Source organism: Sinorhizobium terangae, from assembly GCF_029714365.1.
GTDB classification, from domain to species: domain Bacteria; phylum Pseudomonadota; class Alphaproteobacteria; order Rhizobiales; family Rhizobiaceae; genus Sinorhizobium; species Sinorhizobium terangae.
Map to the genome: position 1 here is coordinate 359,206 of NZ_CP121660.1, position 24,484 is coordinate 383,689.

General features: G+C 63.3%; 26 protein-coding genes. 10 read left to right on the top strand and 16 right to left on the bottom strand.

Features of this window, described 5'->3' with window-relative positions; genetic code table 11:
* Positions 1 to 5: 5 nt before the first annotated feature.
* The 4 genes from QA637_RS20410 to QA637_RS20425 form a co-directional block, all read right to left on the bottom strand.
* Positions 6 to 1,079: an ABC transporter permease gene (locus QA637_RS20410; protein ID WP_283066540.1), complete on the bottom strand. Its 1,074-nt coding sequence runs from the start codon at positions 1,077 to 1,079 to the stop codon at positions 6 to 8.
* 73 nt (positions 1,080 to 1,152) lie between these two features.
* Positions 1,153 to 2,550, bottom strand: coding sequence for a CmpA/NrtA family ABC transporter substrate-binding protein (locus tag QA637_RS20415; protein ID WP_283066541.1), 1,398 nt, complete (start codon positions 2,548 to 2,550; stop codon positions 1,153 to 1,155).
* Positions 2,551 to 2,889: 339 nt separating this feature from the next.
* A complete protein-coding gene (locus QA637_RS20420; protein WP_283066542.1) occupies positions 2,890 to 4,110 on the bottom strand; it encodes a CmpA/NrtA family ABC transporter substrate-binding protein in 1,221 nt (406 codons plus the stop codon).
* Positions 4,111 to 4,704, bottom strand: coding sequence for an ANTAR domain-containing response regulator (locus tag QA637_RS20425; RefSeq protein WP_283066543.1), 594 nt, complete (start codon positions 4,702 to 4,704; stop codon positions 4,111 to 4,113).
* Between the two features lie 225 nt (positions 4,705 to 4,929).
* Between QA637_RS20425 and QA637_RS20430 the strand changes: the two genes are divergently transcribed.
* The gene (locus QA637_RS20430; protein ID WP_283066545.1) at positions 4,930 to 5,886 is read left to right on the top strand and encodes a S1C family serine protease; all 957 of its coding nucleotides are present in this window, start codon (positions 4,930 to 4,932) and stop codon (positions 5,884 to 5,886) included.
* Positions 5,887 to 6,030: 144 nt separating this feature from the next.
* Here the strand turns inward: QA637_RS20430 and QA637_RS20435 are convergent, their stop codons facing one another.
* The 8 genes from QA637_RS20435 to QA637_RS20470 form a co-directional block, all read right to left on the bottom strand.
* Complete coding sequence (locus tag QA637_RS20435) at positions 6,031 to 6,267, bottom strand: hypothetical protein (protein WP_153439920.1); 237 nt, start codon at positions 6,265 to 6,267, stop codon at positions 6,031 to 6,033.
* Between the two features lie 121 nt (positions 6,268 to 6,388).
* The gene (locus QA637_RS20440; protein ID WP_283066548.1) at positions 6,389 to 7,108 is read right to left on the bottom strand and encodes a TfuA-like protein; all 720 of its coding nucleotides are present in this window, start codon (positions 7,106 to 7,108) and stop codon (positions 6,389 to 6,391) included.
* Positions 7,105 to 8,298, bottom strand: a complete 1,194-nt coding sequence (locus QA637_RS20445) for a YcaO-like family protein (RefSeq protein WP_283066549.1) — start codon at positions 8,296 to 8,298, stop codon at positions 7,105 to 7,107. The genes QA637_RS20440 and QA637_RS20445 overlap by 4 nt, the downstream gene beginning before the upstream one ends.
* 63 nt (positions 8,299 to 8,361) lie before the next feature.
* Complete coding sequence (locus QA637_RS20450; protein ID WP_283066551.1) at positions 8,362 to 8,580, bottom strand: hypothetical protein; 219 nt, start codon at positions 8,578 to 8,580, stop codon at positions 8,362 to 8,364.
* Between the two features lie 38 nt (positions 8,581 to 8,618).
* The gene (locus tag QA637_RS20455) at positions 8,619 to 10,487 is read right to left on the bottom strand and encodes an AfsR/SARP family transcriptional regulator (RefSeq protein WP_283066552.1); all 1,869 of its coding nucleotides are present in this window, start codon (positions 10,485 to 10,487) and stop codon (positions 8,619 to 8,621) included.
* 136 nt (positions 10,488 to 10,623) lie between these two features.
* Positions 10,624 to 11,082: a helix-turn-helix domain-containing protein gene (locus QA637_RS20460; RefSeq protein ID WP_153439916.1), complete on the bottom strand. Its 459-nt coding sequence runs from the start codon at positions 11,080 to 11,082 to the stop codon at positions 10,624 to 10,626.
* Between the two features lie 177 nt (positions 11,083 to 11,259).
* Positions 11,260 to 11,883 (bottom strand): LysE family translocator, encoded by a 624-nt coding sequence (locus QA637_RS20465; protein ID WP_283066553.1) that lies wholly within the window; start codon positions 11,881 to 11,883, stop codon positions 11,260 to 11,262.
* Positions 11,884 to 11,885: 2 nt separating this feature from the next.
* A complete protein-coding gene (locus QA637_RS20470; protein ID WP_283066554.1) occupies positions 11,886 to 12,338 on the bottom strand; it encodes an Lrp/AsnC family transcriptional regulator in 453 nt (150 codons plus the stop codon).
* 175 nt (positions 12,339 to 12,513) lie between these two features.
* On the opposite strand from QA637_RS20470, the gene QA637_RS20475 reads away from it, so the two are divergent.
* The 7 genes from QA637_RS20475 (at position 12,514) to QA637_RS20505 (ending at position 20,275) form a co-directional block, all read left to right on the top strand.
* Positions 12,514 to 13,053 (top strand): gluconokinase, encoded by a 540-nt coding sequence (locus tag QA637_RS20475; protein WP_153439914.1) that lies wholly within the window; start codon positions 12,514 to 12,516, stop codon positions 13,051 to 13,053.
* A gap of 345 nt (positions 13,054 to 13,398) precedes the next feature.
* Positions 13,399 to 14,562: an isovaleryl-CoA dehydrogenase gene (locus QA637_RS20480; RefSeq protein ID WP_283066555.1), complete on the top strand. Its 1,164-nt coding sequence runs from the start codon at positions 13,399 to 13,401 to the stop codon at positions 14,560 to 14,562.
* A gap of 58 nt (positions 14,563 to 14,620) precedes the next feature.
* Positions 14,621 to 16,228, top strand: a complete 1,608-nt coding sequence (locus tag QA637_RS20485) for a carboxyl transferase domain-containing protein (RefSeq protein WP_283066556.1) — start codon at positions 14,621 to 14,623, stop codon at positions 16,226 to 16,228.
* Positions 16,229 to 16,240: 12 nt separating this feature from the next.
* Entirely contained in the window at positions 16,241 to 16,624 is a 384-nt protein-coding gene (locus QA637_RS20490; RefSeq protein ID WP_283066557.1) for a RidA family protein, read from the top strand.
* A gap of 17 nt (positions 16,625 to 16,641) precedes the next feature.
* On the top strand, positions 16,642 to 18,630 hold the full coding sequence (locus QA637_RS20495; protein WP_283066559.1) for an acetyl/propionyl/methylcrotonyl-CoA carboxylase subunit alpha: 1,989 nt from the start codon (positions 16,642 to 16,644) through the stop codon (positions 18,628 to 18,630).
* The gene (locus tag QA637_RS20500) at positions 18,627 to 19,496 is read left to right on the top strand and encodes a hydroxymethylglutaryl-CoA lyase (protein WP_283066561.1); all 870 of its coding nucleotides are present in this window, start codon (positions 18,627 to 18,629) and stop codon (positions 19,494 to 19,496) included. The genes QA637_RS20495 and QA637_RS20500 overlap by 4 nt, the downstream gene beginning before the upstream one ends.
* Positions 19,493 to 20,275 carry a crotonase/enoyl-CoA hydratase family protein gene (locus QA637_RS20505; protein WP_283066563.1) on the top strand — a complete coding sequence of 261 codons (783 nt, stop codon included), beginning with the start codon at positions 19,493 to 19,495 and terminating at the stop codon, positions 20,273 to 20,275. Before QA637_RS20500 ends, QA637_RS20505 begins: the two co-directional genes overlap by 4 nt.
* 24 nt (positions 20,276 to 20,299) lie before the next feature.
* On the opposite strand, the gene QA637_RS20510 is transcribed toward QA637_RS20505, so the two are convergent.
* Positions 20,300 to 20,461, bottom strand: a complete 162-nt coding sequence (locus tag QA637_RS20510; RefSeq protein WP_283066564.1) for a hypothetical protein — start codon at positions 20,459 to 20,461, stop codon at positions 20,300 to 20,302.
* Here QA637_RS20510 and QA637_RS20515 point away from each other — a divergent pair.
* On the top strand, positions 20,460 to 20,831 hold the full coding sequence (locus tag QA637_RS20515) for a DUF2384 domain-containing protein (protein ID WP_283066566.1): 372 nt from the start codon (positions 20,460 to 20,462) through the stop codon (positions 20,829 to 20,831). The two genes, QA637_RS20510 and QA637_RS20515, sit on opposite strands and share 2 nt — an antisense overlap.
* Positions 20,832 to 20,908: 77 nt before the next feature.
* Positions 20,909 to 21,400, top strand: a complete 492-nt coding sequence (locus QA637_RS20520) for an RES family NAD+ phosphorylase (RefSeq protein WP_283067283.1) — start codon at positions 20,909 to 20,911, stop codon at positions 21,398 to 21,400.
* 37 nt (positions 21,401 to 21,437) lie between these two features.
* Here QA637_RS20520 and QA637_RS20525 read toward each other — a convergent pair whose 3' ends face one another.
* The 3 genes from QA637_RS20525 to QA637_RS20535 are packed head-to-tail and all read right to left on the bottom strand — an operon-like array spanning position 21,438 to position 24,475.
* Positions 21,438 to 21,959 carry an L-2-amino-thiazoline-4-carboxylic acid hydrolase gene (locus tag QA637_RS20525; RefSeq protein ID WP_283066567.1) on the bottom strand — a complete coding sequence of 174 codons (522 nt, stop codon included), beginning with the start codon at positions 21,957 to 21,959 and terminating at the stop codon, positions 21,438 to 21,440.
* A gap of 39 nt (positions 21,960 to 21,998) precedes the next feature.
* Entirely contained in the window at positions 21,999 to 23,366 is a 1,368-nt protein-coding gene (locus QA637_RS20530; protein ID WP_283066568.1) for an FAD-binding oxidoreductase, read from the bottom strand.
* The gene (locus tag QA637_RS20535) at positions 23,366 to 24,475 is read right to left on the bottom strand and encodes a sulfate/molybdate ABC transporter ATP-binding protein (RefSeq protein ID WP_153439904.1); all 1,110 of its coding nucleotides are present in this window, start codon (positions 24,473 to 24,475) and stop codon (positions 23,366 to 23,368) included. The genes QA637_RS20530 and QA637_RS20535 overlap by 1 nt, the downstream gene beginning before the upstream one ends.
* Positions 24,476 to 24,484: the final 9 nt, after the last annotated feature.

The window sequence follows — 24,484 nt, forward strand, 5'->3', positions numbered from 1 at the left end:
GCCTCCTACCGGTTCGACGAGAAGGTGAAGGCGGACTGGAGAGCATACATGACCCGGTCCAGAACGAAGCCGATGATACCGATCGTCAGCACCGCAACCATGATGCGGGCGAGCGAGTCTGAAGAGCCGTTCTGGAATTCGTCCCAGACGAACTTTCCGAGACCCGGATTCTGGGCGAGCATTTCGGCCGCGATCAGCACCATCCAGCCCACACCGAGCGAGAGTCTCAGCCCGGTGAAGATCAACGGAAGGGCGGAAGGCAAAACCAGCTTGCGGATCGTCGTCGCGGTCGAAAGCTGAAGCACCTTGCCGACGTTCACCAGGTCCTTGTCGATCGAAGCCACGCCGAGCGCCGTATTGATCAGCGTCGGCCACAGCGAACAGAGGGTCACGGTAACGGCCGAGATCACCAGTGACTTCGGCAGCAGGCTCGACGGATCGACATAAAGCGCCGAGACGACCATTGTTACGATCGGCAGCCATGCCAGCGGCGAGACGGGCTTGAAGATCTGGATCAGCGGGTTGATGGCACCGTTGATCGTCTTGGAGAGACCGGAGGCTATCCCGAGCGGCACGGCGACCAGCGTCGCGATCACGAAGCCGAGCCCGACCGTCATCAGCGAGGTCGTGATCTGGTCGATATAGGTCGGCTTGCCGGTGAACACGCGATGCTTCACCTGATCGGCCTTGCCATCGGCAACGAGCTTGGCGTTGCGTTCGTCCTGCCGGGCATAGAAAGCCGTTGCCTTGCTCCGTTCCACGAAATGATCCTGCAGAAGCACGTTGGCCTGGCCGAAGACGGCCGCAGGCCCGGGAATGGCGCCAAGCGAGGTTTGAACCTTCGGCGCAAGAAAGCCCCAAAGCGCGAGGAAGCACAGGATGCCCGCGAGCGGCACCAGCAGCACCTTGCGAATCTCGGACATCTGCTCGGCGACATTGTCGCCGGCTGCCATGCGCAGGATCGGGGTCACCCAGCCGAGGCCAAGCGCGTTGAGCCAGCCGGCGGCTTTATTGATCCGCTGAAACAGACGCTCTCGTCGTGCGAGTTTCGGGTCAGCCACGGTGATCGCTTGAGTCATCGATTTGTCTCATCTGTTGAAAGTTTGGTAGAGAACAGGCGGCCTCGGTGTTTTCGCGCCGCCAGCCCGATGTTCAGCCGCCAACGACATCCGACCCGGATATCGTCTGTTCGTTCTTCAGCCCGATCTTGAGGGAGTCGATGTAGGCGTTCGGCGCCTTGGCATCGAAGGTGACGCCGTCGATGAAGTCGGAGGTCGGCGCCTTGTAGCCGTCGGTGCCGAAGGGGAAGTCGCCCTTGTCCGCCTTGCCCTCTTCGACCAGCATCCCTGCCGCTTTCATGTAGATGTCGGGCAGATAGACGGACTTCGCCGTTTCCGCGTACCAGGCGTCGTCCTTGTGCTCGGCGATCTGACCCCAGCGGCGCATCTGCGTCAGGTACCAGATGGCATCGGAGTAGAACGGATAGGTCGCGTTGTGGCGGAAGAAGACGTTGAAGTCGGGAACGTCGCGCTTGTCGCCCCGCTCGTATTCGAACGTGCCGGTCATCGAGTTGGCGATCACGTCCGCGTCGGCGCCGACATATTCGCTGCGCGACAGGATTTCGACTGCCTCGGCCCTGTTGGCGTTGTTGTTTTCGTCCAGCCATTTGGCGGCGCGGATGAGCGCCTTTGTCAGCGCAAGGGTCGTGTTCGGATACTTCTCGGTGAATTCCTTGGTCAGCCCGAAGACCTTCTCCGGATTGTTCTTCCAGATTTCGTAGTCGGTCACCACCGGAACGCCGATGCCCTTGAAGACGGCGGCCTGGTTCCAGGGCTCGCCGACGCTGTAGCCGACAATCGTGCCGGCTTCGAGCGTGGCGGGCATCTGTGGCGGCGGCGTCACGGAAAGAAGCGCGTCCGCCCTGATCTGTCCCGTGACGTTTTCCGGCGAATAGAAACCCGGATGAATGCCGCCGGCGGCCAGCCAGTAACGAAGCTCGTAGTTGTGAGTGGAAACCGGAAACACCATGCCGAGATTGAATGGCTTGCCCTCGGCCTTGAATGCATCGACGACGGGCTTCAGCGCGTCGGCCTTGATGGGGTGGGCCGGCTTGCCGTCCGCGCCGAGCGGAATATTCTCCTTCATCATCGCCCAGACGTCATTCGAAACGGTGATGCCGTTGCCGTTGAGGTCCATGGAGAAGGGCGTCACGATATGCGCCTTGGTGCCGAAGCCGATGGTGGCGGCGAGCGGCTGACCGGCGAGCATATGCGCGCCGTCCAGTTCGCCTGTTATCACGCGGTCGAGCAGCACCTTCCAGTTGGCCTGCGGTTCGAGCGTGACGAACAGCCCCTCTTCCTCGAAGAAGCCCTTCTCATAGGCGATCGCGAGAGGCGCCATGTCGGTGAGCTTTATGAAACCGAGCTTGAGTTCGTCTTTCTCGGGCACGAGCATCTCGGCAGACGCGAAAGAGCCGGCGCCGACATAGAGTGCGGCCGCCCAGGCGGCGAGCGAACACTTCGCGAATTTTCCGGTGGAAGGCCTCGTCATGTTTTTCTCCTGTGTGCCGGCGATGGGAGGCTCGCCTGCGGTTGCGACGTTCGGGGCAAATAAAAAGGCTGCCAAACCGCAGTCCGACGCTCTGCCTCGTTCAGAGCGCGTTCCCGGTTTGGCAGCCTTGCCTTCTGCGCCCTTCATTGGACGCCGATTATTTCGAGCGGACCCCAAGGGCCCTACGCTCTCCACGATGCAGGAACCGTGCCAGTTTCGTGGACGGACGGATTCTCATGATTTTTCGGTGATTGGGCCCAAAGCGCAGTGCGCTGGTGAGAGGCGATTAAGCTGTCTCTTGAATAAATTTTGCGCAGTGCACAATAATCGAGCAGGTCGTCAGCGCTGGCTCGCCAGGTAGCCCTCGAGGCGGTCCGGGTCGAAGATCCGGCCGTCGAAAAAGCCGTCGGGACCGAGAATAAGCCCTTTTTCCGAAGCGCCGACCGGTGCCGCCACGGTCAGGGCGCCCTCGACCTTCATGTTGGCGCCGGGCATCGGCGCAGCGATCGGCTTCAGCGCCTGTCTGTAGATGTCCGGCCGATAGGTGTCACGCGCACGCTCGGCAAGTGCTGCCGAATGCGGCGTGTGTCCCCAGCGCACCATTTGGCTGTAGAACCAGAGGGCGTGGCTCTGCCAGGGAAAGGTCGCTCCCTTGGCATGCGGGACAAAGAATTCGGGAATGTCGCCGGTCGCGCCGTCGCCGAGCGTCAGTCGGCCCGTGAGGATCGGCATCAGCATCTTGCGCGGAAGGTCGAGATAGGCAGGGCTGCTCATCAGCGCCGCGAGTTCTTCGTGATTTGCGCTTTCGCCGCACCACATCGAGCTTCGGTAGAGCGCGCGCAGCAGCGCGTTCAGCGCGGGGCGGTTCTCGGAGGCGAACCGGGCTGACACACCGAGCACCTTTTCAGGGCTCAGCCGCCAGATCGACGCCTTGGTGGTGACAATGCGTCCGGCATGGCGTGCGACCGCGACGCTGTTCCACGGTTCGCCGACGCAGAACCCGTCGATCGCGCCGGTCGACAGTGCATCGGCCATCAGCGGCGGGGGAACGACGACAATCTCGACGTGGCTTTCCGGATCGATGCCGCAGCCCGCGAGCCAATAGCGCAACTCGTAGTTATGGCCGGAGAAGGGGTGGACGACGGCAAAACGCAGCGGCGGTTCGCCGGCTGCGCGGCGGCGTTCGACGACGCGCCTCAAGGCTGCGCCGTTGGTGCCCGGGTCGGTGCCGGGCCTGGCGCCCTCAGCGACCATGCCTTCCCAGAGACCGCGTGACACCGTCACCGCATTGCCGCCAAGTCCGAGCGCAAAGGGCGCCACGAGGTCCAGCGACAGGGGCGTGAGGCCGAGATTGGCTGCAATCGGCATTGGCGCCAGCATGTGGGCCGCCTGGAAATGGCCGACGGCGATCCGATCGCGGATATTGGCCCAGGAGGTTTCCCGGACGAGCTGCACCGTGAGGCCCTCGTCGGCGACGAAGCCCTTTTCGCTGGCGGCAATGAGCACGGCGCTGTCGAAGAGCGGCATGAAGCCGAGGGTGATGTCGGCGGTGGCAGCCATTTACAGGTCCTCCAGCAATCCTGCCGCGAGCACCAGGCTCTGTGCGATTTCGGCTATCTTGCGGTTCTGGTTCATCGCGGTCGTGCGCAGGAGCTTGTAGGCCTCTTCTTCGCTGATGCCGCGCGACTTCATCAGGATGCCCTTGGCCCGGTCGATCACCTTGCGGTCTGCAAGCTCGCTGCGCGCTTCCGCCAACTCACGCTCCATGCGTGAAAAGGCGTTGAAACGGCTGATCGCCATATCGAGGATCGACTTCACGCGTTCCTGCCGCAGTCCGTCGACGACATAGGCCGAGACGCCGGCGTCGATTGCCGCTTCGATCATGCTGCTGTCGGATCGGTCAACGAACATGGCGATCGGGCGCTTTACCGAGCGGGAGAGCTGGAACATGCTCTCCAGCAAATCGCGGTTGGGATTTTCGAGATCGATGACGATCACGTCCGGTTGCAACCGTTCGATCACCCGCCCGACGCCATGGACATCGTGCACGATGCTCACGCGGCTGTGGCCGGCATCGCGCAAGCCTTCCTCGATGATCGAGGCGCGGATGGCGTTCTCGTCAATCACAAGAATGATCAGGTCGCGGCGGGTCATGCGGCGATCATGATGCAGCGCAGCAAATTTCGCAATATGTTTGCCTAAAAATTTTGCGGCGTCATGAAATGCATGAATTTAAGGCATTGTGGTGGGCGAAGTGCCCAGATCCAGCCAAGGCTTGAACCGATCTGCAGGCCTCTCCATCTATTTTGAACAACAGTACCAAATTGTTTCGGTCCGTTGGTTCGGCGGCGATGGTGGCCGCCGTTTGAGGATGAGATCATGGGTTTCATCGACAAGGAAATAGCGCCCGTCGAGGACGGCGCGCTGACGGATGCCTATTCGCATGCAATTGCCGGCGCGGTCGATGTGGTCGGCCCGGCGGTCAGCCGCATCGAGCGGGTTGGCGGCAGGGCCGGTCATGGCTCGGGCTTTGCGGTTTCTTCCGACGGGCTGATCGTGACGAACAATCACGTCGTCGGGGATTCCAAGGCCGTTCGCGTCACGACACCGGACGGCTTCGCGACGGAAGGTCGTGTGCTTGGTCGCGACGTCGACACCGACATCGCGCTCATACGGGCGAACTCGGGCGTCGGCGCGTGGGCGCGGTTGGGGGATTCGAAGCGGTTGCGACGAGGGCAAATTGCAATCGCCATCGGCAATCCGCTGGGCTTCGAATGGACTGTCACGGCCGGCATCGTCTCGGCGCTTGGCCGCACCATGCGGGCGGCGAACGGGCGTCTGATGGAGGACGTCATCCAGACGGATGCGGCCCTCAATCCCGGAAATTCGGGAGGGCCGCTGGTCTCGTCGGGCGGCGAAGTGATTGGGGTCAATACGGCCGTGATCCAGGGCGCACAGAGCATCGCCTTTGCAGTCGCCTCGAACACGGCGAACTTCGTGATCTCCGAGATCCTCCGATACGGCCATGTCCGGCGGGCGTATATCGGCATTGCCGGCGACACCATAGAACTGCCGCGCAGGATCGCACTGGCGGCCGGAACCGACCGGACGACGTCGGTGCGGCTGAGGCGGCTGGAACCCGGCGGCCCGGCCGAGCGCGGTGGTCTTCGGGAAGGCGACTATATCCTGTCGATCGACGGCAAGCCTGTCGGCGGCGTGGACGATGTCGTCAGGCTGATGGACGGTGAGAGGATCGGCCAGGCGACCGAATTCCTGATCTTTTCGGTGGCGGGCAAGATCGAAAAGAGGACCCTGGTGCCCATCGCCCGATCATGAGGGGGCGACGCCAACGAGTCCGAGGAGCATGGAGCGGGATCCCGGTGGAAACCGCTCGATGCTCCTCGCCCCTCTCCGGATCATTTCATTGTCTCATTGAAACAGTGAACGATTTAACTCTTTGAAACTACGTTTGTCCCTATTTCAGCAGCGGCCCAGGCTGCCCAGTGCCATCAGGTCGACTGTCGGAAGAACGTTCTTGTCGGTCATGTATTCGACTTCCTGGAGCAGGGAGGCCAAAGCCAGTTCCAGGCAATACTGCACGCCTTCGACGTTCAATGTCTTGGCGGAGTCTCGCGCGTAGCTGACGAGGCGGGCAAGGGCCAGAAGTTCCTTCTCCCTGTCTTCCACGTCGGTAGGTAACTTGATGGATTGCTTCATGATTTTCCCCAGTGCCACTCGGGGGTCACTGCGACCCGCTTTCGTCAGCAATATAGCGTGACTTCCGGGCCGTGGGCGTGACACGAGCGTGACACACGCTGAATGGGAAAAGCGACCCGTCCTACGTCTCCGGTTGATTAAGCAAAACCTTCCACATAGTTGTCGAATTGAACGCCCAGCCGGGTCTTTCGCCGCGCCGTTCGTCCGGCTGAGCCCGGACCGCGTCGAAAAGCGCGAGGGCATCGGCGCGCTTCTGGTCAACCATCTCCTGTTGCAGCCTTGCCGCCAACGCGACGCGATCGCCATCCGCTGGAAGGTCTGCGTCGGCAACGATCGCTGCCCATGTGCGCCGCTTGTAGAATATCTGCCCGGCTGCCGCCTCGATCCGTGCTGCATCCGCTGCGGTGATCGAGCCACCCTGCCTGAGGCGTGCAAGCGTCGCGCGCACATTGACCAGCGGGACCGTGAGCGGCGCATAGCCGAGCTCGGCGGGAGCGTGAAGCAGCGCCACATCCGAGTCGTCCGCGAGCTCGCCCGCGGCATATTGGCGGTATATTTCCCCGATCCCGACCATTCCGAAGCGCGCGCATTCGGCGGCGCGCAAGGCGCCCATGCTCGCCGCACCAAAGACCTGTACGCCTTCTGAAAGGGCGAGCAGGATCTCCTTGTGCCAGACAGGAGCCACATGTTCGAAACTACCGTCGACAAGGCCGATGATCGTCGCGCCGGCGCGTACGGCGCGCAAGATGTCTCCCTGCATCGCCGGCGGCCGGACCGTGAAGGCCGCACCGGCGCGTTCGGGCGCATCGGGGACGGTCGGGCCGACGAAGACGATCTTCACGCCGCCTCCAGTGCCCAGGAGAGCGCCCGCGTGCCGAAGCGGCGCTTGCGCTCGCCTTCCGGGTTTTCCAGCTCCGGAACGAACACTTTGACAACCCCAAAGGGCAGGTCGTCGCCAAGCAACGGCACGGAGACGACCGGACCGATGCCGGCATTGCGCAGCCGTTGCAGGACGAAAGACAAGAGCGCATCCGGTCCCCCCTCTTGTCCGGCGTGGACGCGTGTCCGCTCTTGCGGCACAGCCTCGAACAGTTTTTGCGTCTGCTGCGGCAAAGAGCGAACGAATGTCTCTGGATAGACGTCGTCGCGCGCGCCGCTGATATAGGTGAGCCTCGATTGGGCCGCCTCGGTCACGGCGCGGATTGCCGCTCTCACTGCATTCGGATGTGCGCCGTGTCCAACCGTGACATGGTGGAAAAGCGGCGCCTTCGCGGTGAGGATGTCTTTCCCGGCTATGACGGCGGTGAAGCAGGGTATGCCGACATCGCTGGTGATGTCGAAAAGGCGCAGCTCCAGGTCGGCCGCGGCAATCTTCCCGGCCATCGCAGCAAGCACCGCATCGCCGAGCGCCTGGGGTAAAACGCAGCTTCGAAGCCTCGAGGCTATTGGCGTGATGCGCCACAGCACCTCCGCATCGCGTTCGATCCGTTCGAGGAGCCCATGCAATACCGCTTCGGTTTCACTGTTGCCGGAGGCGAGACCATCGGAGGATTGCCAGTACCGGCAGTTCTCCACCGTCCGGTCGAGCAGGATGGCCTCCAGCGGAACCCATGTCGGCGCTCCGCCGTCGAGGTTGCGGCCGAGAACCCAGCGGATAGGCTCGTTGTCGGCAAGGTCCGGCTGGCCGCTCGCGATCAACCCCGGCAGAGACAGGGCTTGATTGCCTTCGGCCAACAGGTCGCTGCGGCTCGCAACTCTCGCCGGCACGCGCGGCGCGCATGCGACGGCGCGCTCGATCGCCTCCATGGCCGCCGAAACTTTTGCTTCGATGTCCGTTATGCCCTTGCCCTGATTGATGACCAGGGACTTTGAGTTCGGAGACACGGCATTCCAGACGGGTATGCCGATGCAATCCAGTCCGGTCAGGCGCGCGAGCCGCGTGATGCCGAACTCCGGCAAAAGCGGCTCGATACGGCCGAAGGTCGTTTCGGCGGGGCAGAGTCGATCGGAATAGCGAATTGAGCTGGACATGGTTTTGAAGAGACGTGCGGGCGGAACCCCCTTGGTCTACCGCCCGTCGCACATGGCCGGCGGCTAGCCGTCCATGTAGCCACCGAAGACGGCGTCGGCGGAACTTGCCGCAGCTGCCAGATTGACTGTTTTGACAACCGTGGACCCGGACTTGCGCAATGTGTCGGCGTCGGCCAGCGCGCCCTGCTTTGGCGGATCGATCCTGGTGACGGTCCCCGCCTTGAGGTCCGCAAGCCACAAATGATCCTCTCCCGCAATGCCGAAAACAACAACTTCAGCCATTCATTTCATCCCCTCTTGCTCTCGCGCGGAATTGCGCCTCAAAAGCCTGCCTTCTTCAAGCCCTCGCGGTAATGCTCCCTCTGCCACTCCTCGCGGAAGGGCACGATCGCCATCCATCTGTCGAGATCGAAATCCGGGTGGACATCGAATGTCTTGCGCACGAACTGGCGCGCCTTTCTGCGGTCGCCGAGCATGCCCCAGCTTGCCGCCGATAGTCGGTCGGCGGGCGCTCTGTCCCGCATCCGATCAATGTAACCGAGGGCCTCTTCGTATTGGCCAAGGGAATAGCTGGCACCAGCCGCCGCCCAAAAATAGGTGTCGGGTGAGATCGGATTGAGATCGATCGCCGTCTTGATCTTTTGAAGTCCCTCCGCTGGGCGTGACGCCTGCACGAGGGTGTCGCCGTAGCTGGCGAGGACATTGGCGTAGTGCGGGCTCAACGCTTCCGCCCTGTCGAGGAACTCAACGCTCTCGTCGAATTGGCGCATGTAGAGCTTGACCACGCCGAGTTCCAGATAGCCGGAGGCGAGTGTTTCGTCGGCGACCACGGCCTCCCGGGCATGTCGCTCGGCCAGCCTCAGCAGCTCACGATCATTGCGTGCTGTCAGCAGCCATTCGAAGAAATAGGTCCGGGCCAGTCCGCCCATCGCGGGTGCGAAACCCGCCTGTTGGCCCAGTGCCTGCCTGAAGCTCTTGCGGGCGCGGCGGATCTCGGGAAGGTTGAGGTCCTTCAGGTGTCGCTGGCCGAGAAGATAGCTTCGATAGGAATCCGCGTGACCCTCATAGGAGCCACGAACGGCCTCGTTCTGTTCAATCTGACTGGCAATAGCCGCAGCGATCCGATGCGCAATGCCCCTGCGCGACTGCATCAGCCCATCGCCGATGAGATTGAACCGGTCGGCCCAGATGACCTCGTCGTTGGCGAAGAAGATCAGCTGGGCAAAGAGGCTCTGGCGGTCACCCTCGTCGGTCAATCGTGTGTCGAGGATATAGCTGATGGCATGCCGTTCGTAGGTGTTGGCCTTGTCGGCCTGAAGGCCGATCTGCGCCGCGGTATAGGGCGCGATGACACTGACGGAGCGAAGGGCGCATAGGCCGATCGTCACGTCCTCGATGAGCGAACTTGCAAAGATCGCCGCGGTGCTGTCTCCACGCTCGGAGTTGGGCGGCAGCAGCACGAGCCGCGGCGGCTTTCTCTGGTGAGAGTCGTCCCGGGGGAGGATCTCGACGGGCGCGGACGGTTGGTTGCCGATGATCGGCACCGACCGGCTGACGCTGTCGAAGATGACCTGCGCATCATGGTGCCGTCCATCCGACTCCAACGCAGCCTTCAAGACTTTGCGGACTTCCTCGTCCGACGGGCTGCGTTCGAGCAATCGCATTGCCGCCGACTTCAGCAGTTCGCGATGCTTGCCCGCGGCGGCGGGCGCCGCGGCAAGCAGGCTCTCCCTGAGCAGGGACATATGCGTCTCGCGCTGGCGGTTGATCCAGGCATCAAGCGCCCTCCCGTGCGATTTCGCGTCCTTCAGGAAGTCGTCGCGCAGCACAGTGGCAATGCGGCAGAAGCGAGCGACGGCGTCGTCGCCGTCGTCGGTCACGGCATCGAGATCGCTCGTCAAGCTTCCGGGATTGAGCAGGATCGACGACTGCGAAAAGGTCAGGAAGGTTCGACCGAGCTCCATCTGTTGCGCGGTGATGCGGGAAATTGTCTTGCGCAGGTTGACATAGGCCTGGCTCGACTCGACCCCGTCCCAGAGCAGCCTGGCGATTTCCGCCCGGGATTGTTCGCGACAGCCGTTGGCAATCGCGAGACACAGGATGAGCAGACCCTTCTCGGGAAAGGCGACTTCGCGCCCCGCTTCATTTAGTAGGCGCAATCGTCCCAGCGTCTGCAACCTATAGGTCATGCGGCCCCCTCGCTGACGGTAAGGTTATCTGTACTGCATGTTTTCTTAAATCGCGACCGATTTAAGAAAACATGCAGCAATTCAAAGCGCTACAGCGCTCTTTGCGCGTCTGATAAGACGCGCAGCGCCGTGGTCTCTAGCCGTGCAGAGGCTCGGTGCGACGCGCCCCGGAGATCGCGCTCGTCGACTCCATATCCGGTGCCTGGGCCATGGCGGCAACGAGCGAGATGATCTTCTTGCGCAACACCGGATCGGCGATCTTCAGGAAAGCCCTGTTGAGCGCGATCCCTTCCTTCGAGGCCACGAAGGAAGAAATCTCGTTCGATTCATGCATGTCCCCGGCGCTGTCCCGTCCCGACGGCTTGTCGTCTTCGCGTTGGAAGAAGAAGCTCGGGTGGACACCCAGGATATCGGCGATCGCCTGCAGGCGGCTCGCGCCGATGCGGTTTGTGCCCTTTTCGTATTTCTGTACCTGCTGGAACGTGATGCCCAAGCCGTCGGCCAGCTTCTCCTGGCTCAGCCCGACCATCAGTCTGCGCATTCGGACACGAGAACCGACAAAGGTATCTATCGGGTTGGGATCCTTTTTATTCATCGCAGTGATTCTCCTCGGAACGGTTCGACCTCGTCCATATAAGTTTGCTCGAATAAATGACGTGATGCAATCAGCGCGCGCCAGAAACCGGGAGCTGAAACACATTTTGTGATTGTGTTGCGTCGTGATTATGTCGCGCACAAGGCATATGCGCTGCGCCGGCTGACTGCGAAGGCGTCAGACAAACCGGATTGCCGTCGAAGCGATCGCGGTTGCGCCGAATCCGATAAGCAGAAGCCCGGAAAGGCGCGACGCCCAGGTGGCGAAACCGTCCGGGAGCCGCGTCTTGGCAAGCGCGACGCCGCCGCTCAGGAAAAACCACCAGGCGAGCGAACCGAGAAAGACGCCCGAGACAACAATTGCGCCTTTTGCTCCTTCGCCGACCGTCGAAAGCCCGAGCCCCGCAAAGATGGCGGCGAAGGAGAGGATGGTCGTCGGGTTGGCGATCGTCAGGAAGAAGGTCGCGGTCGTCGTGTGAAAGAGATCGCGCGCGTCGATCTCGGCGGCCGCGGCAACGGGTTTCGGCGCCAATCCGCGCCAGCCGAGCCAGATCATGAACAGGCCTCCCACAATGCCGAGTGGCGTTGCGATCACGGAAAGCGCGGCAGCGAATGCCGCAAACCCGACCGCAGCAAGCATCGCGTAGGTGGCGTCTGCGAGCGCGGTTCCGAGGCCGCCGGCGACGCCGGCCCAAAAGCCGCGCGTCAGCGTGCGGCTGATGCAAAGCGCGCCGATCGGCCCGACCGGCGCGGCAATGGCTAGGCCGAGCAGGAGGCCTTTGCCGAAGAGCAATACGGACATCTCTAGCGGACCTCCGGTCCTGTGAAGAGGTTATCGGCAACGGTCGAAAGCGCGATGACGGTTTCGCTGCGGGCGAGATATCGCCGTGCCTTCAGCTCCGAGAGAAACGGCTCAATGTCGCCGAGCGTCGGCATGCGGATCTTGACGCAATAGGACCACGAGCCGGTCACGTGATGGCATTCGGCGACGACCGGGTGCGCCGCCATGAAGGCACGGAATTCGGCTTCATCGGCATCGGCCGAAAGGGCGATCCAGACGAAGGCCAGAACTTCGAGGCCAAGGGCGCGATGATCCACGTCGAGCGTAAAGCGGCGGATCGTGCCACTTGCGACCAGACGGCGGATGCGTTCGTTGACCGCGGACGGCGAGAGGTCGATCGCCGCACCTATATCGGTCAGCGACGTGCGAGCGTCGTCCGCAAGAATTCCAATGATTTTTCTGTCCGTCTCGTCCATTTCAGAAAAATACGTGGAACTTTGGAGGAATTCAAGTGTTTCCTTGGCGCGGTCCTCTCTGGCATCGCGGCAGTCCTCCCGCCGATCGGCCGTGCCGCTTGCCCACCGGCGGCGCGGAAGCTATGAGCGGAAGCGCAATTGCTCGCCAGCAGACAGGGAAGACAGGTCCAGGACAATGATCGAGAAGAGACAGAAAGACACGGTGTCGGAGCACCGATTTCCAGGCTCGATCATCGTGATGGGTGTGTCGGGAAGCGGAAAATCATCTGTGGGCGAACGGATTGCGAAGGCCTATGGCTATCCCTTCATCGAAGGGGACGCTCTGCATCCGCCCGAGAACATCAAGAAAATGTCCGAGGGCATTCCGCTGACCGACGATGACCGCTGGCCATGGCTTGCGGCGATCGGCCGTAAGCTCGCGGAAAATGCGGGGCCGGCCGTCGTTGCCTGCTCGGCGCTCAAAGTGAGTTATCGTCAGAAGCTGCGTGAATGCGCACCGGAGGGGTTGGCCTTCGTCCATCTCCATGGAAGCGAGGCGGTGCTGGCGGAACGGATGCAGCACCGCACCGGCCACTTCATGCCTGCGTCCTTGTTGAAGACCCAGCTCGCAACCCTGGAAGATCCGACCGGCGAGGCGAAGACCGTGACGGTCGACATCGACCAGTCGCTGGACGCAATCGTCGATGAGGCGCTTGGCGCCCTCGGCAGGATGTAGCGCGCGCTCATTGCTCGGGATTCGATGCCATCATCCGTCTCGAATAGCGGCATCGCGTGGGCGCGACCCATGCCGGGTGCAAAGCATCGATCTGCCGTAGGTGAGCCTTCCCCTTTTCAAATCGTGCTTGGCTGCCAAGCTCTTTGGAAGGAAATTAGCCGAGCGCGATGTTATCGTTCGCGGCAATGGCCGTGCGGCGTTACGATGCGGTGATTCATGAACCAAAGCGCGTCAGGAAAGACGCGCGGCGCTGTCGGCGATCGTGCATCGAGGAGGATGCCCGCGAGGCCTGTTTCTGCCGGCGATGAGGAGATCGCCGCCGGAGGCATGCGGAGGAGAAAAGACATGTATCAAGGTGGACTGAGTTTCGCCCTCGGCGATGACATCGACGCGCTGCGCGACAGCGTACGCCGGTTTGCGAGCGAACGGATCGCGCCACTCGCGGAAGAGACGGACCGGAGCAATGCGTTTCCCGCGCCCCTCTGGCGGGAGATGGGAGAGCTCGGCGTGCTCGGCATCACCGCCGACGAGGCCTATGGTGGTGCCGGCATGGGATACCTCGCCCATTGCGTCGCGATGGAGGAAATCAGCCGCGCATCGGCCTCCGTCGGCCTAAGCTACGGCGCCCACTCCAATCTCTGCGTCAACCAGATCAATCGCAACGGCAGCCCCGCGCAAAAGGCCAAATATCTGCCGAAGCTCATTTCCGGCGAACATGTCGGTGCGCTCGCCATGTCCGAACCGGGTGCCGGCTCCGACGTGGTCTCGATGACGCTCAAGGCCGACAAGCGTGGCGACCGCTACGTGCTGAACGGCAACAAGATGTGGATCACCAATGGCCCGGACGCCGATGTACTGGTGGTCTATGCCAAGACCGATCCGGCCGCCGGCCCGCGCGGCATCACCGCCTTCCTCGTCGAAAGGGGTTTCGCCGGCTTCTCGACCGGCCAGAAGCTCGACAAGCTCGGCATGCGCGGCTCCAACACCTGCGAACTCATATTCAGGGACTGCCAGGTGCCGGAGGAAAACGTGCTCGGCGCGGAAGGCCGCGGTGTCAACGTCCTGATGTCCGGCCTCGACTATGAGCGCGTGGTGCTGTCGGCCGGGCCGCTCGGCATCATGGCGGCTTGCCTCGATGTCGTCGTCCCCTATCTCCATGAACGCAAGCAGTTCGGCCAGCCGATCGGCGAGTTCCAGTTGATGCAGGGAAAGCTTGCCGACATGTACGTGACGATGAATGCGGCGCGCGCCTATGTCTATGCGGTGGCGGCAGCGTGCGACCGCGGCGAAACCGCGCGCAAGGATGCCGCCGGCTGCATCCTCTATGCGGCGGAAAAGGCGACCGCACTGGCGCTCGAGGCGATCCAGGCGCTTGGGGGCAACGGCTACACCAACGACTACCCGGCCGGCCGCCTGCTGCGTGACGCCAAGCTCTACGAGATCGGCGCCGGCACGAGCGAGATCCGCCGGATGCTGATCGGGCGCGAGCTGTTCGCGGAAACGAAATAGACGAACGGCGACTGCCGTTCGTCGCGCATCTTGGTCAAATCCCGTGCCTGAGGGCTTCATGACAATCTTGAGATCGCATATCTCGGCATCCTCCGACCTCTACCAGAGCAACTACGCAGCGATGACGGATGCCATCGCGACGGTCGAGGAGGCGGTGCGGCTCGCCGTCAGCGGCGGCGGCGAGAAGGCGCGGGAGCGCCATGTCAGTCGCGGCAAGCTGCTGCCGCGCGACAGGGTCGCTTCCCTGATCGATCCTGGCACGCCCTTTCTGGAGGTCGGCGCCACGGCCGCGCACGGTATGTACAACGGCGACGCGCCGGGTGCCGGGCTCATTACCGGCATCGGCCGGATCGCCGGGCGCGAATGCATGATCGTCTGCAACGATCCGACCGTCAAAGGCGGCACCTATTACCCGATGACCGTCAAGAAGCATCTGAGGGCGCAGGAAATTGCCGCCGAAAACCGGCTTCCCTGCGTCTACCTGGTCGATTCCGGCGGTGCCAACCTGCCGAACCAGGACGAGGTTTTTCCCGATCGCGAGCATTTCGGCCGGATCTTCTACAACCAGGCGAACATGTCGGCTGCCGGCATCCCGCAGATCGCCGTCGTCATGGGTTCGTGCACGGCGGGCGGCGCCTACGTGCCGGCCATGTCCGACGAGGCGATCATCGTCGAGGGGCAGGGCACGATCTTCCTGGCCGGCCCTCCGCTGGTGCGGGCGGCGACCGGCGAAGTGGTCTCGGCAGAGGACCTCGGCGGCGCCGACGTCCACACGCGACTGTCGGGCGTTGCCGATCATCTGGCGCGCGACGATGCGCATGCACTGGCCTTGGCGCGGCGCACCGTATCGGGCTTGAACCGTGAAAAACCAATGTCGGTCGAGCTTCGCACGCCGGAGCCGCCCCTCTACGATCCGGAGGAAATCGCCGGGATCGTGCCGGCCGACCTCAGAACGCCCTATGAGATCCGCGAGGTGATCGCCCGGATTGTCGACGGCTCCCGTTTCGACGAATTCAAGGCGCGTTTCGGAACCTCGCTCGTCTGCGGCTTCGCCCACATTCATGGCATACCGGTCGGCATCATCGCCAACAACGGCGTGCTGTTTTCAGAGTCGGCGCTGAAGGGAAGCCATTTCGTCGAACTCTGCGCGCAGCGCAGGATCCCGCTCGTTTTCCTGCAGAACATCACCGGCTTCATGGTCGGCCGCAAATACGAGACCGAAGGCATCGCCAAGCATGGCGCCAAACTCGTGACGGCGGTGGCCACAGTGAAGGTGCCAAAGGTCACCATGCTGGTCGGCGGATCGTTCGGGGCAGGCAACTACGGGATGTGCGGGCGAGCCTTTTCACCGCGCTTCCTCTGGACCTGGCCGAACAGCCGCATTTCGGTGATGGGCGGCGAACAGGCGGCGGGCGTGCTCTCGACGGTGCGCGGCGAAGCCTTGCGGCGCGCGGGCACGCCGTGGAACGAGGAGGAGGAGGCGCGTTTCCGCCAACCGGTGCTCGATCTTTTCGAGCGGCAAAGCCATCCGCTCTATGCCTCGGCGCGTCTTTGGGATGACGGCGTCGTCGATCCGCGCAAAAGCCGGGACGTGCTCGCATTGTCGCTGTCGGCGGCACTCAACGCCCCGATCGAGGACACACGTTTCGGATTGTTCAGGATGTAGGGGAGGTGGGCCATGAAACGCGACAATATCAACGCGATCAATGCACCGCAGCCGCGTGGCGGCTACTCGCAGGCCGTCAGTGTCGAAAATTTCCAACGCCTGCTCTTCGTCAGCGGCCAGATTCCGATGACCTCCGATGGCGTCCTGCCGGAAGGCTTCGAGGCGCAGGCACGCCAGGTCTGGCTGAACATTGAAGCTCAGCTCAAGGCCGCCGGCATGACCAAGGACAATATCGTCAAGGTGACGACCTACCTCGCCGACAGGAGCCATGTCCTCGCAAACCGCGAGGTCCGCAGCGACTACCTCGGTGCATTGGCACCGGCGATGACGCTTGTGATAGCCGGGCTCTTCGATTCCGGCTGGCTCCTGGAAGTCGACGTGGTAGCGGCAGAATAGAAGCGGAACCGAGGGGCATGTTTTCCAAACTCCTGATTGCCAATCGCGGCGAGATCGCCTGCCGCATCATTCGCACCGCCCGGCGGCTCGGCATCCGCACCGTTGCCGTCTATTCCGATGCGGATGGCGACGCGCTTCATGTGATGCTCGCCGACGAGGCGGTGCGGATCGGCCCCGCGAATGCCGCCGAAAGCTATCTTGCGATCGACCGCGTCATCGAGGCCGCAAGGGCCGTCGGCGCTGACGCCATCCATCCCGGCTATGGCTTCCTCTCCGAGAACGCCGATTTTGCCGAGGCGGTCGAAGCCGCCGGAATAGCTTTCGTGGGGCCGCCACCGGAAGCGATCCGGGCCATGGGGCTCAAAGATGCGGCCAAGGCGCTGATGGAGCAGTCCGGCGTGCCCGTCGTGCCGGGTTATCACGGCGACCATCAGGACCCCGAGTTCCTGGCAGCCCAGGCTGCGGAAATCGGCTATCCGGTGCTGATCAAGGCGCGCGCCGGCGGCGGCGGCAAGGGCATGCGGCGCGTGGAGCGGCGAGAGGATTTCGCTTCGGCGCTGGAATCCGCGCAGCGGGAAGCGCAGGCCTCCTTCGGCGACGGCGGGGTCCTGATCGAGAAATATCTGAACCGCCCCCGCCACATCGAGGTTCAGATTTTCGGGGATCGGCACGGCAACATCGTTCATCTTTTCGAACGCGACTGCTCGTTGCAGCGGCGGCACCAGAAGGTGATCGAGGAGGCGCCGGCCCCGGGCATGACCGCCGAAGTGCGCCGCGCCATGGGTGACGCCGCGGTCAGGGCCGCGCATGCGATCGGCTATGTCGGCGCCGGCACAGTCGAATTCATAGCCGACGTGACCAACGGCCTCTGGCCGGACCATTTCTATTTCATGGAAATGAATACGCGGCTGCAGGTCGAACATCCGGTCACCGAGGCGGTCACCGGGCTCGATCTGGTCGAATGGCAGTTGCGCGTCGCAGCCGGCGAGCCGCTGCCGAAAAAGCAGGGCGAGATCAGCATAGACGGTTGGTCCTTTGAGGCACGAATCTATGCCGAGGATCCCACCCGCGGCTTCCTGCCGGCGACCGGCCGGCTGGCGCACTTGAGCTTTCCGGACAGCAACACGCGCATCGACTCCGGCGTGCAGCAGGGGGACTCGATAACGCCCTTTTACGATCCGCTGATTGCCAAGCTGATCGTGCATGCGGGGACACGGTCGGCAGCGCTCGCCCGGCTGAAGGCGGCCTTGAAGGAGGTCCAGATCGGCGGAACTGTTACCAATCTCGATTTTCTCATCAGGCTGACGGACGAACAGGATTTTCGCGCCGGCAGGCCGGACACGGGACTGATCGACCGGACGGTCGAGCGGTTGGTGGCGCCGAGCGACCCGGGCGACGAAGCATTGGCGCTGGCCGCAATCGTCTCCACCGGCGTCCTCCGACCAATGACCTCCAGCGATCCGTGGGCCTCGCTCGGCTACTGGCAGATCTGGGGCGACGCCCACCGGACGGTTTCCATCGACCACGCGAACGGGCGCGCGGCCGTCACGCTCGCGTCGCGCGGACGCGATCAGTTCGCCGTTCGTGCCGGGACGAGCACCTTGCCGGTGCTCGTGCTCGAACGCTTCGAAAACGGTGCGCGGCTGGAAGTGGCCGGGCAGAGGCGAACGCTTCGCTTCCTCCAGCAGGGCGAGATGCTGACATTGTTTCTCGATGGCCGGAACCTTGTGTTTCACCTGCCGGATGCGTTGTCCGGCGGACATGGCGGGGAGATTGCCGACGATGAACTCGTCGCGCCGATGCCTGGGCTCGTCAAGATGGTCCGTGTCGCCGCCGGGGAGACCGTCGCCAAGGGCCAGCCGCTGGTGGTGATGGAGGCGATGAAGATGGAACTTACGCTTTCGGCTTCGCGGCAGGGAACGGTCGCGAGCGTGCACGTGGCCGAGGGCACGCAGGTCAGCGAAGGCACCGTCCTTGTAACGCTCAGTGAGGAGGCCGCACAATGACATCCTCGGCAAGCCAGCATGTCACGATCGTCGAGATGGCGCCGCGCGACGGCCTCCAGAACGAGCCGCGGCTTGTCGATACCGATGACAAGATCCGGCTCGTCGACCTGCTCTCCGATTGCGGCTTCGAGCGTATCGAGGTGACGAGCTTCGTCAGCCCGAGATGGGTGCCGCAGATGGCAGATGCCCCGGCGGTCATGGCCGGCATTGCGCGGCGCCCCGGCGTTCGCTACGCGGCGTTGACGCCGAACATCAGGGGCTTCGATGCCGCACTCGCCGCCCGCGCTGACGAGGTGGCGGTCTTTGCCTCCGCCTCCGAAACTTTCTCCGAGAAGAACATCAACTGCTCGATTGCCGAGAGCATCGAGCGCTTCCGCCCGGTCGCGGAGGCAAGCCGGCACCATGGAATTCCGATGCGCGGCTATGTCAGCTGTGTCGTCGAGTGCCCTTACGAGGGACCGATCGCGCCGGAGGCCACTGCCCGCGTCGCACGCCTTCTTTCCGAGCTCGGCTGCTACGAGATCAGTCTCGGCGACACGATCGGGCGCGGCACGCCCGAAGCCGTCGATATCATGCTGGCGACGGTGCTTGGCGACGTCGACGCGGCGAAGCTTGCGGGGCATTTCCACGACACGTCCAGCCGGGCGCTGGAAAATATCGCGGTCGGCCTTGATCGCGGCCTGCGGGTGTTCGACGCCTCGACCGGAGGGCTCGGCGGTTGCCCCTATGCCCCGGGCGCCGCCGGTAACGTCGATACGCTTGCGGTGAATGCCTTCCTGCAGACGAAAGGATATTCGACCTGCCTCGACACTGCAAAGCTCGATCGCGCGGCGACCTTCGCCCGATCCTTGAGGAGTGCAGCATGACTGAGCAAACGATCCGGTGCACTGTCGACGAACGGGGCATCGCCCGGCTGACGCTCGCCCGTCCGGAAAAGCACAACGCGCTTTCCGCCGCGATGATCGGCGAACTCACGGATGCTGCGGTCCGGCTTGGCGATGACAAGGCGGTCCGTGTCGTCATCCTCGCCGGCGAGGGGAAGAGCTTTTGTGCAGGCGGCGATCTCGACTGGATGCGCCAGCAGTTCGACGCCGACCGGCAGGAGCGGATTGCCGAGGCGACGCGGCTGGCGATGATGTTCAAGGCGCTGAACGAAATGCCGAAGCCGCTGATCGCCCGCGTGCATGGCAATGCCTTTGGCGGCGGGATCGGGCTGATGAGCGTTTGCGACGCCGTCGTTGTGGCGGCGGGCGCAAAGTTCGGCCTGACGGAGGCAAGGCTCGGGCTGATCCCGGCTACGATCAGTCCCTATGTCGTTGCCAGGATCGGCGAGGGAAGGGCGCGACCGCTGTTCATGTCGGCACGGCTTTTCGGCGCGGAGGAGGCGCTTGCCGCCGGTCTTGCGACGGTCGTGGTCGATGGCGGGCACCTTGATGCCGCTGTCGATGCGGAAATCGCACCCTATCTTGCCGCCGCGCCGCAAGCGGTCGGAAGGGCCAAACGCCTGGCGCGATCGCTTGGCATGCCCATCACTGATGCCGTCATCGCAGCGACGATCGAGCAGCTTGCCGACATCTGGGAAACGGAGGAAGCCCGGGAAGGGGTCTCCGCCTTCTTCGACCGGCGGGCGCCCTCCTGGCCGTGATGAGCTACTGCATCGCGCGTCTTATCAGACGCGCAAAGGGTGCTGTAGCACTTTGAATTGCTGCATGTTTTTATGCTTGAATCGGCCACGATTCAAGGAAACGTGCAGTAAGCTTGCGCTTGAAATGATCGCGGATTGAGCATACTTTATCCCTGCGCTGATCAAAACAGGATCGAGTTTTGCCATGGTCGCCCTCAACCTGGACATTCCCGCCGCCCGCTTCGGGGAGGATCATTCCCCGTTCCTGTCGGCGCGCCTTGTCGCCGACCGTCTGGGCATAACGCTCGCCGAACTCGCCAAGCTGATTGGCGTCGCGCGGAACACGCTGACAGCCAAGAGCGGCGCCCGCAAGGTCGATAGCGCCCTGAGCAGGGTCGTCCGCATCCTCGCCATGGCGTCCGAAATGGCGGGCGACGAGGCCCGCGCCGTCATCTGGTTCAAGCATCAGCCGATCCCCGGCTGGGCCGGAAAGACGGCGTTCGATCTCGTCGGTGAAGGCAAGGCCGACAAGGTGCTCGCTTATCTGGAAGCTGTTCGCGCCGGCGTCTACGCCTAGAGCCGGATGAGGAAAGTGTGAGCGGTTTTCCGTCCGCATCCCGCTCCAACTTAGAGCAGCCGCCGCCTGCCGGGCCGATGCCACTCTGGCGCGCCTTCGTGCCGCGCTGGGCTCATGTCCCGCTTTCCGGCGAGGGTGCGGCGCGCTTCGGCGGCCGATGGAATCCGGTCGGCATGCCGACCATCTACGCCGCGCGCGAACTTTCGACCGCCTGGGCCGAATACAACCAGGGTTTCGTGCAGCATCCGGCGCTGATCGTACGGCTCGAGCTTTACGATGCGCGGCTGGCTGATCTCACGGACGCCCATGTTCTTGAGGAGCTTGGCCTGACGGATGCCATCCACCGATGCGAATGGCGGGACGACCTCGACAAAGGCGCAGTGCCGCAGACCCACAAGCTGCAGGCCGATCTCCTGGCCCGCGAATTTCACGGCGTGATCTACCCGTCTTTCATGTCGCCCGGCGGCACCTGCGTCGCGCTCTGGCGCTGGAACGGCGCGGGTGCGCCACGCCTTGAGGTCATCGATCCAGAAGGCAGGCTGCCGAAATCGCCAGCCTCCTGGCTTTAGAGGGATTAGCCACCCGCATCCCGCGTCCGCGCAACGCTTACTTGGAGGACGGATCGGCGGTCTTGTTCAGGCGATATTTGAAGTCGCAATGGGATGCGCCCTGCATCACCGTCTGCGTCCGCTCAAGCGCGATGCGCGGGTCATAGCCGGTGCAGAATACGCCGTCGCGGTTGCAGGACAAAAGATGCCCGATATGTCCCAGACCCATTTCCCGATAGGTCTCGGCATAACGACAACGCAGCACATTGTAGTGGAACTCTTCGTCCGTCGCCTTGACGACCTCGATCGTCAGCGCGTCGTCCTGAGTCCAGAGATCCTGCAGTTCCTGAAACGTCCGCAGGCTGGTTCCGCCGGGCGTTTTTGCGGCAAAGGCCTTTCCGGCGTCGATGGCAGCGCGCGTGATCGCTGTATCGATAATGGATTGGGCGAGTTCCTCACCGATCTTCTCCCGCATGACCTCATAGATCGGCGCGATGATCCCCGCCTCGATCTTGCGTCTGGCAAGAATGCCGAGCTCTCCGTCCATTGCCGATCTTGAGTCGCTTTGTTTGTCGGTCATGTGCAGGTCCTTTCACTGGTGCAGGCGCCGCCTCTTGCGTTAGCGAAGCACCTTTCCGGGATTGAGGACGCCGTTCGGGTCGAGGGCATTCTTGATTCGGCGCATGACGTCCAGTTCGGCCGGGCTGCGGGACTGATCGAGGAAGTCGCGCTTCAGCGTGCCGATGCCGTGTTCCGCGGAAATGGACCCGTGATACGCGGCGACAAGCGGGTAGACGACGCCATCGACCTGATGCGCGGTTTCTTGATCCGCGTCCGGAACGGAAAAGGCGATATGGAGATTGCTGTCGCCGACATGGCCGAAGAAGGAAACATGTGCCGACGGAAACCGGGCGGAAAGCACCTTGCCGCATTCCTCGGCGAAGCGGCCGATATCGCCGATCGGCAAGCTGACATCGAGATTGACGAGGGAAGGCAGCAACCTGTCCATGGCATGGCCTTCGCGCACGCGCCAGAAGCTCTGGGCCTCCTTCTCCGACTGGGCGATCAGCGCATCGCTGATCAATCCGTCTTCAAGGGCCTGTCCCAGGACAGCTTCGAACTGCTCGCGCTCGCCGTCATGTCCGCGGATGTCCTGCTCGATGATCGCGGCGAAAGCTGGAGCGGTTTCGAAGAATTGTCGTCCTTCCGCCTCGCAATTGAAGCGGAAATAGCTTTCCCACATCGCCTCGAATGCGGATAGACCGGAAAGCGCCCGCTGAGCGCGTTTCAGGAAGGCGACGACGTCCGCGTAGCTGTCGAGCGCGCAGAGTGCCGTCAGCCGCCCGGCCGGCAAGGGGCGCAGGCGCAGCACGGCGCGGGTGATGATGCCGAGCGTGCCCTCCGACCCGACGAAGAATTGACTGAGGTCGTAGCCGGTATTGTTCTTGATCATCTTGTTGAGCGAAGAGACTACCGTGCCGTCGGCGAGCACGACCTCGAGGCCGAGGACATTGTCGCGCGCGACGCCGTTGCGGATGACACGGATACCGCCGGCATTGGTGGCGAGGTTGCCGCCGATCTGGCATGAGCCGCGCGCGCCGAGATCGATCGGCAGCAGGAAGCCCGCGTCCTCGGCCGCGCGTTGCGCGACTTCAAGCGGTGTTCCGGCAAGCACCGTCATCGTCGCGGCCGCCGTATCGATCTCCTCAATACCGGAAAGCCGCTCCATCGAAATGACGATGTCGCCGCAGTCGGGGTTTGCGCCGCCGGCGAGCCCTGTCATGCCACCCTGCGGCACCACGCTTTGACGATGCGTGTTGCATATACTGAGCGCGGTCGCGACGTCGGCCGTGCTCGCCGGGCGAACCACGGCGCTTGGGAGGCTTCGCCCGGTAAGGCTCGCGTCGCTGCGATGGCGTTCGGTGATCCGGTCGCCGATCAGCACGGCATCGCCGAGGGTTCGGATGAGCTCTTCGATGACGGACATTACGTGCCGGTGCGCGCCAGCTCGGCGGTCTGTGTCGCGACGGTCCTTTGAACCTCAGGCAGCTTCTCCTCCTTGCGGAAGAGCTTCCACTTCGTCGGCCGGAAGGCGACGCGGGTGTGGTCGGTGGAAGTCGCGCGTTCCGGCGGCAGTTCGATTTCCACCGAGGGCTGCGTCCGCCCAAGGTCTAGCTCGAGATGGCGCGTTCCGGCCACGCGGCGGCTGCCCGTCACGAGGCCAGCCAGACAGCCGCCGCAGCCATCGATGAGCTCGACGTCATGCGGGCGGAAGTAGAGCGTCGCCTCTCCGTCCGGTTCGTCGGCGGCGCGCAGGCCGATCGGCCGGTCCTCGAACCAGATTTCACCGTTCGCAAGCGTTACGTTGAGGCTGTTCGACTGGCCAATGAATCCGTAGACGAAGGGCGAGACTGGACGATCATAGATTTCGTCCGGCGTACCGACCTGCTCGATCGCGCCCTTGCTCATGACGACGATACGGTCGGCGAGTTCGAGGGCCTCCTCCTGGTCGTGCGTGACGAAGATCGTGGTGTGACCGGTTCGATCGTGGATTTCCCTGAGCCAGCGTCTGAGTTCCTTACGTACCTGCGCGTCGAGCGCTCCGAAGGGCTCATCGAGCAGCAGCACGTTAGGCTCGACCGCCATGGCGCGCGCGAGCGCCACGCGCTGGCGCTGGCCGCCGGAAAGCTGGGCCGGATAGCGCCGTTCGAGACCGGAGAGCTGTACCAGATCGAGAAGATCAAGGGCCCGGCGGCGGATTTCGGCCGCTGGCGGCCGCCTGTTGGCCGGCCGTACCTTGAGCCCGAAGGAGACGTTGTCGAGCACCGTCATGTGCCGGAAAAGGGCGTAGTGCTGGAAGACGAAGCCGATGTTTCGTTGCTGCACCGTTTTCTTCGACGCATCCTCGTCGCCGAAGAAGATCATGCCCTCGGTCGGGCTCTCGAGCCCGGCGACGAGGCGCAGCAACGTGGTCTTCCCCGAGCCGGACGGGCCAAGCAAGGCGATCAGTTCGCCGGACCGGATATCGAGCGAGACGTCGTCGAGCGCCGGGAAGCGGCCGAATTCCTTGCGTATTTTCTGGACGCGGACTTCCATGGATGTCTG

Excerpts from the sequence above, each read along its gene's own strand:
- QA637_RS20435 (WP_153439920.1), bottom strand. The coding sequence starts at position 6,267 with ATGAAGCAATCCATCAAGTTACCTACCGACGTGGAAGACAGGGAGAAG.
- QA637_RS20530 (WP_283066568.1), bottom strand. The coding sequence starts at position 23,366 with ATGTCCGTCATCGAAGAGCTCATCCGAACCCTCGGCGATGCCGTGCTG.
- QA637_RS20515 (WP_283066566.1), top strand. The coding sequence starts at position 20,460 with ATGGTCGCCCTCAACCTGGACATTCCCGCCGCCCGCTTCGGGGAGGAT.
- QA637_RS20465 (WP_283066553.1), bottom strand. The coding sequence starts at position 11,883 with ATGTCCGTATTGCTCTTCGGCAAAGGCCTCCTGCTCGGCCTAGCCATT.
- QA637_RS20410 (WP_283066540.1), bottom strand. The coding sequence starts at position 1,079 with ATGACTCAAGCGATCACCGTGGCTGACCCGAAACTCGCACGACGAGAG.
- QA637_RS20450 (WP_283066551.1), bottom strand. The coding sequence starts at position 8,580 with ATGGCTGAAGTTGTTGTTTTCGGCATTGCGGGAGAGGATCATTTGTGG.
- QA637_RS20445 (WP_283066549.1), bottom strand. The coding sequence starts at position 8,298 with ATGTCCAGCTCAATTCGCTATTCCGATCGACTCTGCCCCGCCGAAACG.
- QA637_RS20505 (WP_283066563.1), top strand. The coding sequence starts at position 19,493 with ATGACTGAGCAAACGATCCGGTGCACTGTCGACGAACGGGGCATCGCC.
- QA637_RS20520 (WP_283067283.1), top strand. The coding sequence starts at position 20,909 with ATGCCACTCTGGCGCGCCTTCGTGCCGCGCTGGGCTCATGTCCCGCTT.
- QA637_RS20430 (WP_283066545.1), top strand. The coding sequence starts at position 4,930 with ATGGGTTTCATCGACAAGGAAATAGCGCCCGTCGAGGACGGCGCGCTG.
- QA637_RS20415 (WP_283066541.1), bottom strand. The coding sequence starts at position 2,550 with ATGACGAGGCCTTCCACCGGAAAATTCGCGAAGTGTTCGCTCGCCGCC.
- QA637_RS20460 (WP_153439916.1), bottom strand. The coding sequence starts at position 11,082 with ATGAATAAAAAGGATCCCAACCCGATAGATACCTTTGTCGGTTCTCGT.
- QA637_RS20510 (WP_283066564.1), bottom strand. The coding sequence starts at position 20,461 with ATGGCAAAACTCGATCCTGTTTTGATCAGCGCAGGGATAAAGTATGCT.
- QA637_RS20490 (WP_283066557.1), top strand. The coding sequence starts at position 16,241 with ATGAAACGCGACAATATCAACGCGATCAATGCACCGCAGCCGCGTGGC.
- QA637_RS20525 (WP_283066567.1), bottom strand. The coding sequence starts at position 21,959 with ATGACCGACAAACAAAGCGACTCAAGATCGGCAATGGACGGAGAGCTC.
- QA637_RS20485 (WP_283066556.1), top strand. The coding sequence starts at position 14,621 with ATGACAATCTTGAGATCGCATATCTCGGCATCCTCCGACCTCTACCAG.
- QA637_RS20425 (WP_283066543.1), bottom strand. The coding sequence starts at position 4,704 with ATGACCCGCCGCGACCTGATCATTCTTGTGATTGACGAGAACGCCATC.
- QA637_RS20455 (WP_283066552.1), bottom strand. The coding sequence starts at position 10,487 with ATGACCTATAGGTTGCAGACGCTGGGACGATTGCGCCTACTAAATGAA.
- QA637_RS20495 (WP_283066559.1), top strand. The coding sequence starts at position 16,642 with ATGTTTTCCAAACTCCTGATTGCCAATCGCGGCGAGATCGCCTGCCGC.
- QA637_RS20535 (WP_153439904.1), bottom strand. The coding sequence starts at position 24,475 with ATGGAAGTCCGCGTCCAGAAAATACGCAAGGAATTCGGCCGCTTCCCG.
- QA637_RS20420 (WP_283066542.1), bottom strand. The coding sequence starts at position 4,110 with ATGGCTGCCACCGCCGACATCACCCTCGGCTTCATGCCGCTCTTCGAC.
- QA637_RS20475 (WP_153439914.1), top strand. The coding sequence starts at position 12,514 with ATGATCGAGAAGAGACAGAAAGACACGGTGTCGGAGCACCGATTTCCA.
- QA637_RS20500 (WP_283066561.1), top strand. The coding sequence starts at position 18,627 with ATGACATCCTCGGCAAGCCAGCATGTCACGATCGTCGAGATGGCGCCG.
- QA637_RS20480 (WP_283066555.1), top strand. The coding sequence starts at position 13,399 with ATGTATCAAGGTGGACTGAGTTTCGCCCTCGGCGATGACATCGACGCG.
- QA637_RS20470 (WP_283066554.1), bottom strand. The coding sequence starts at position 12,338 with ATGGACGAGACGGACAGAAAAATCATTGGAATTCTTGCGGACGACGCT.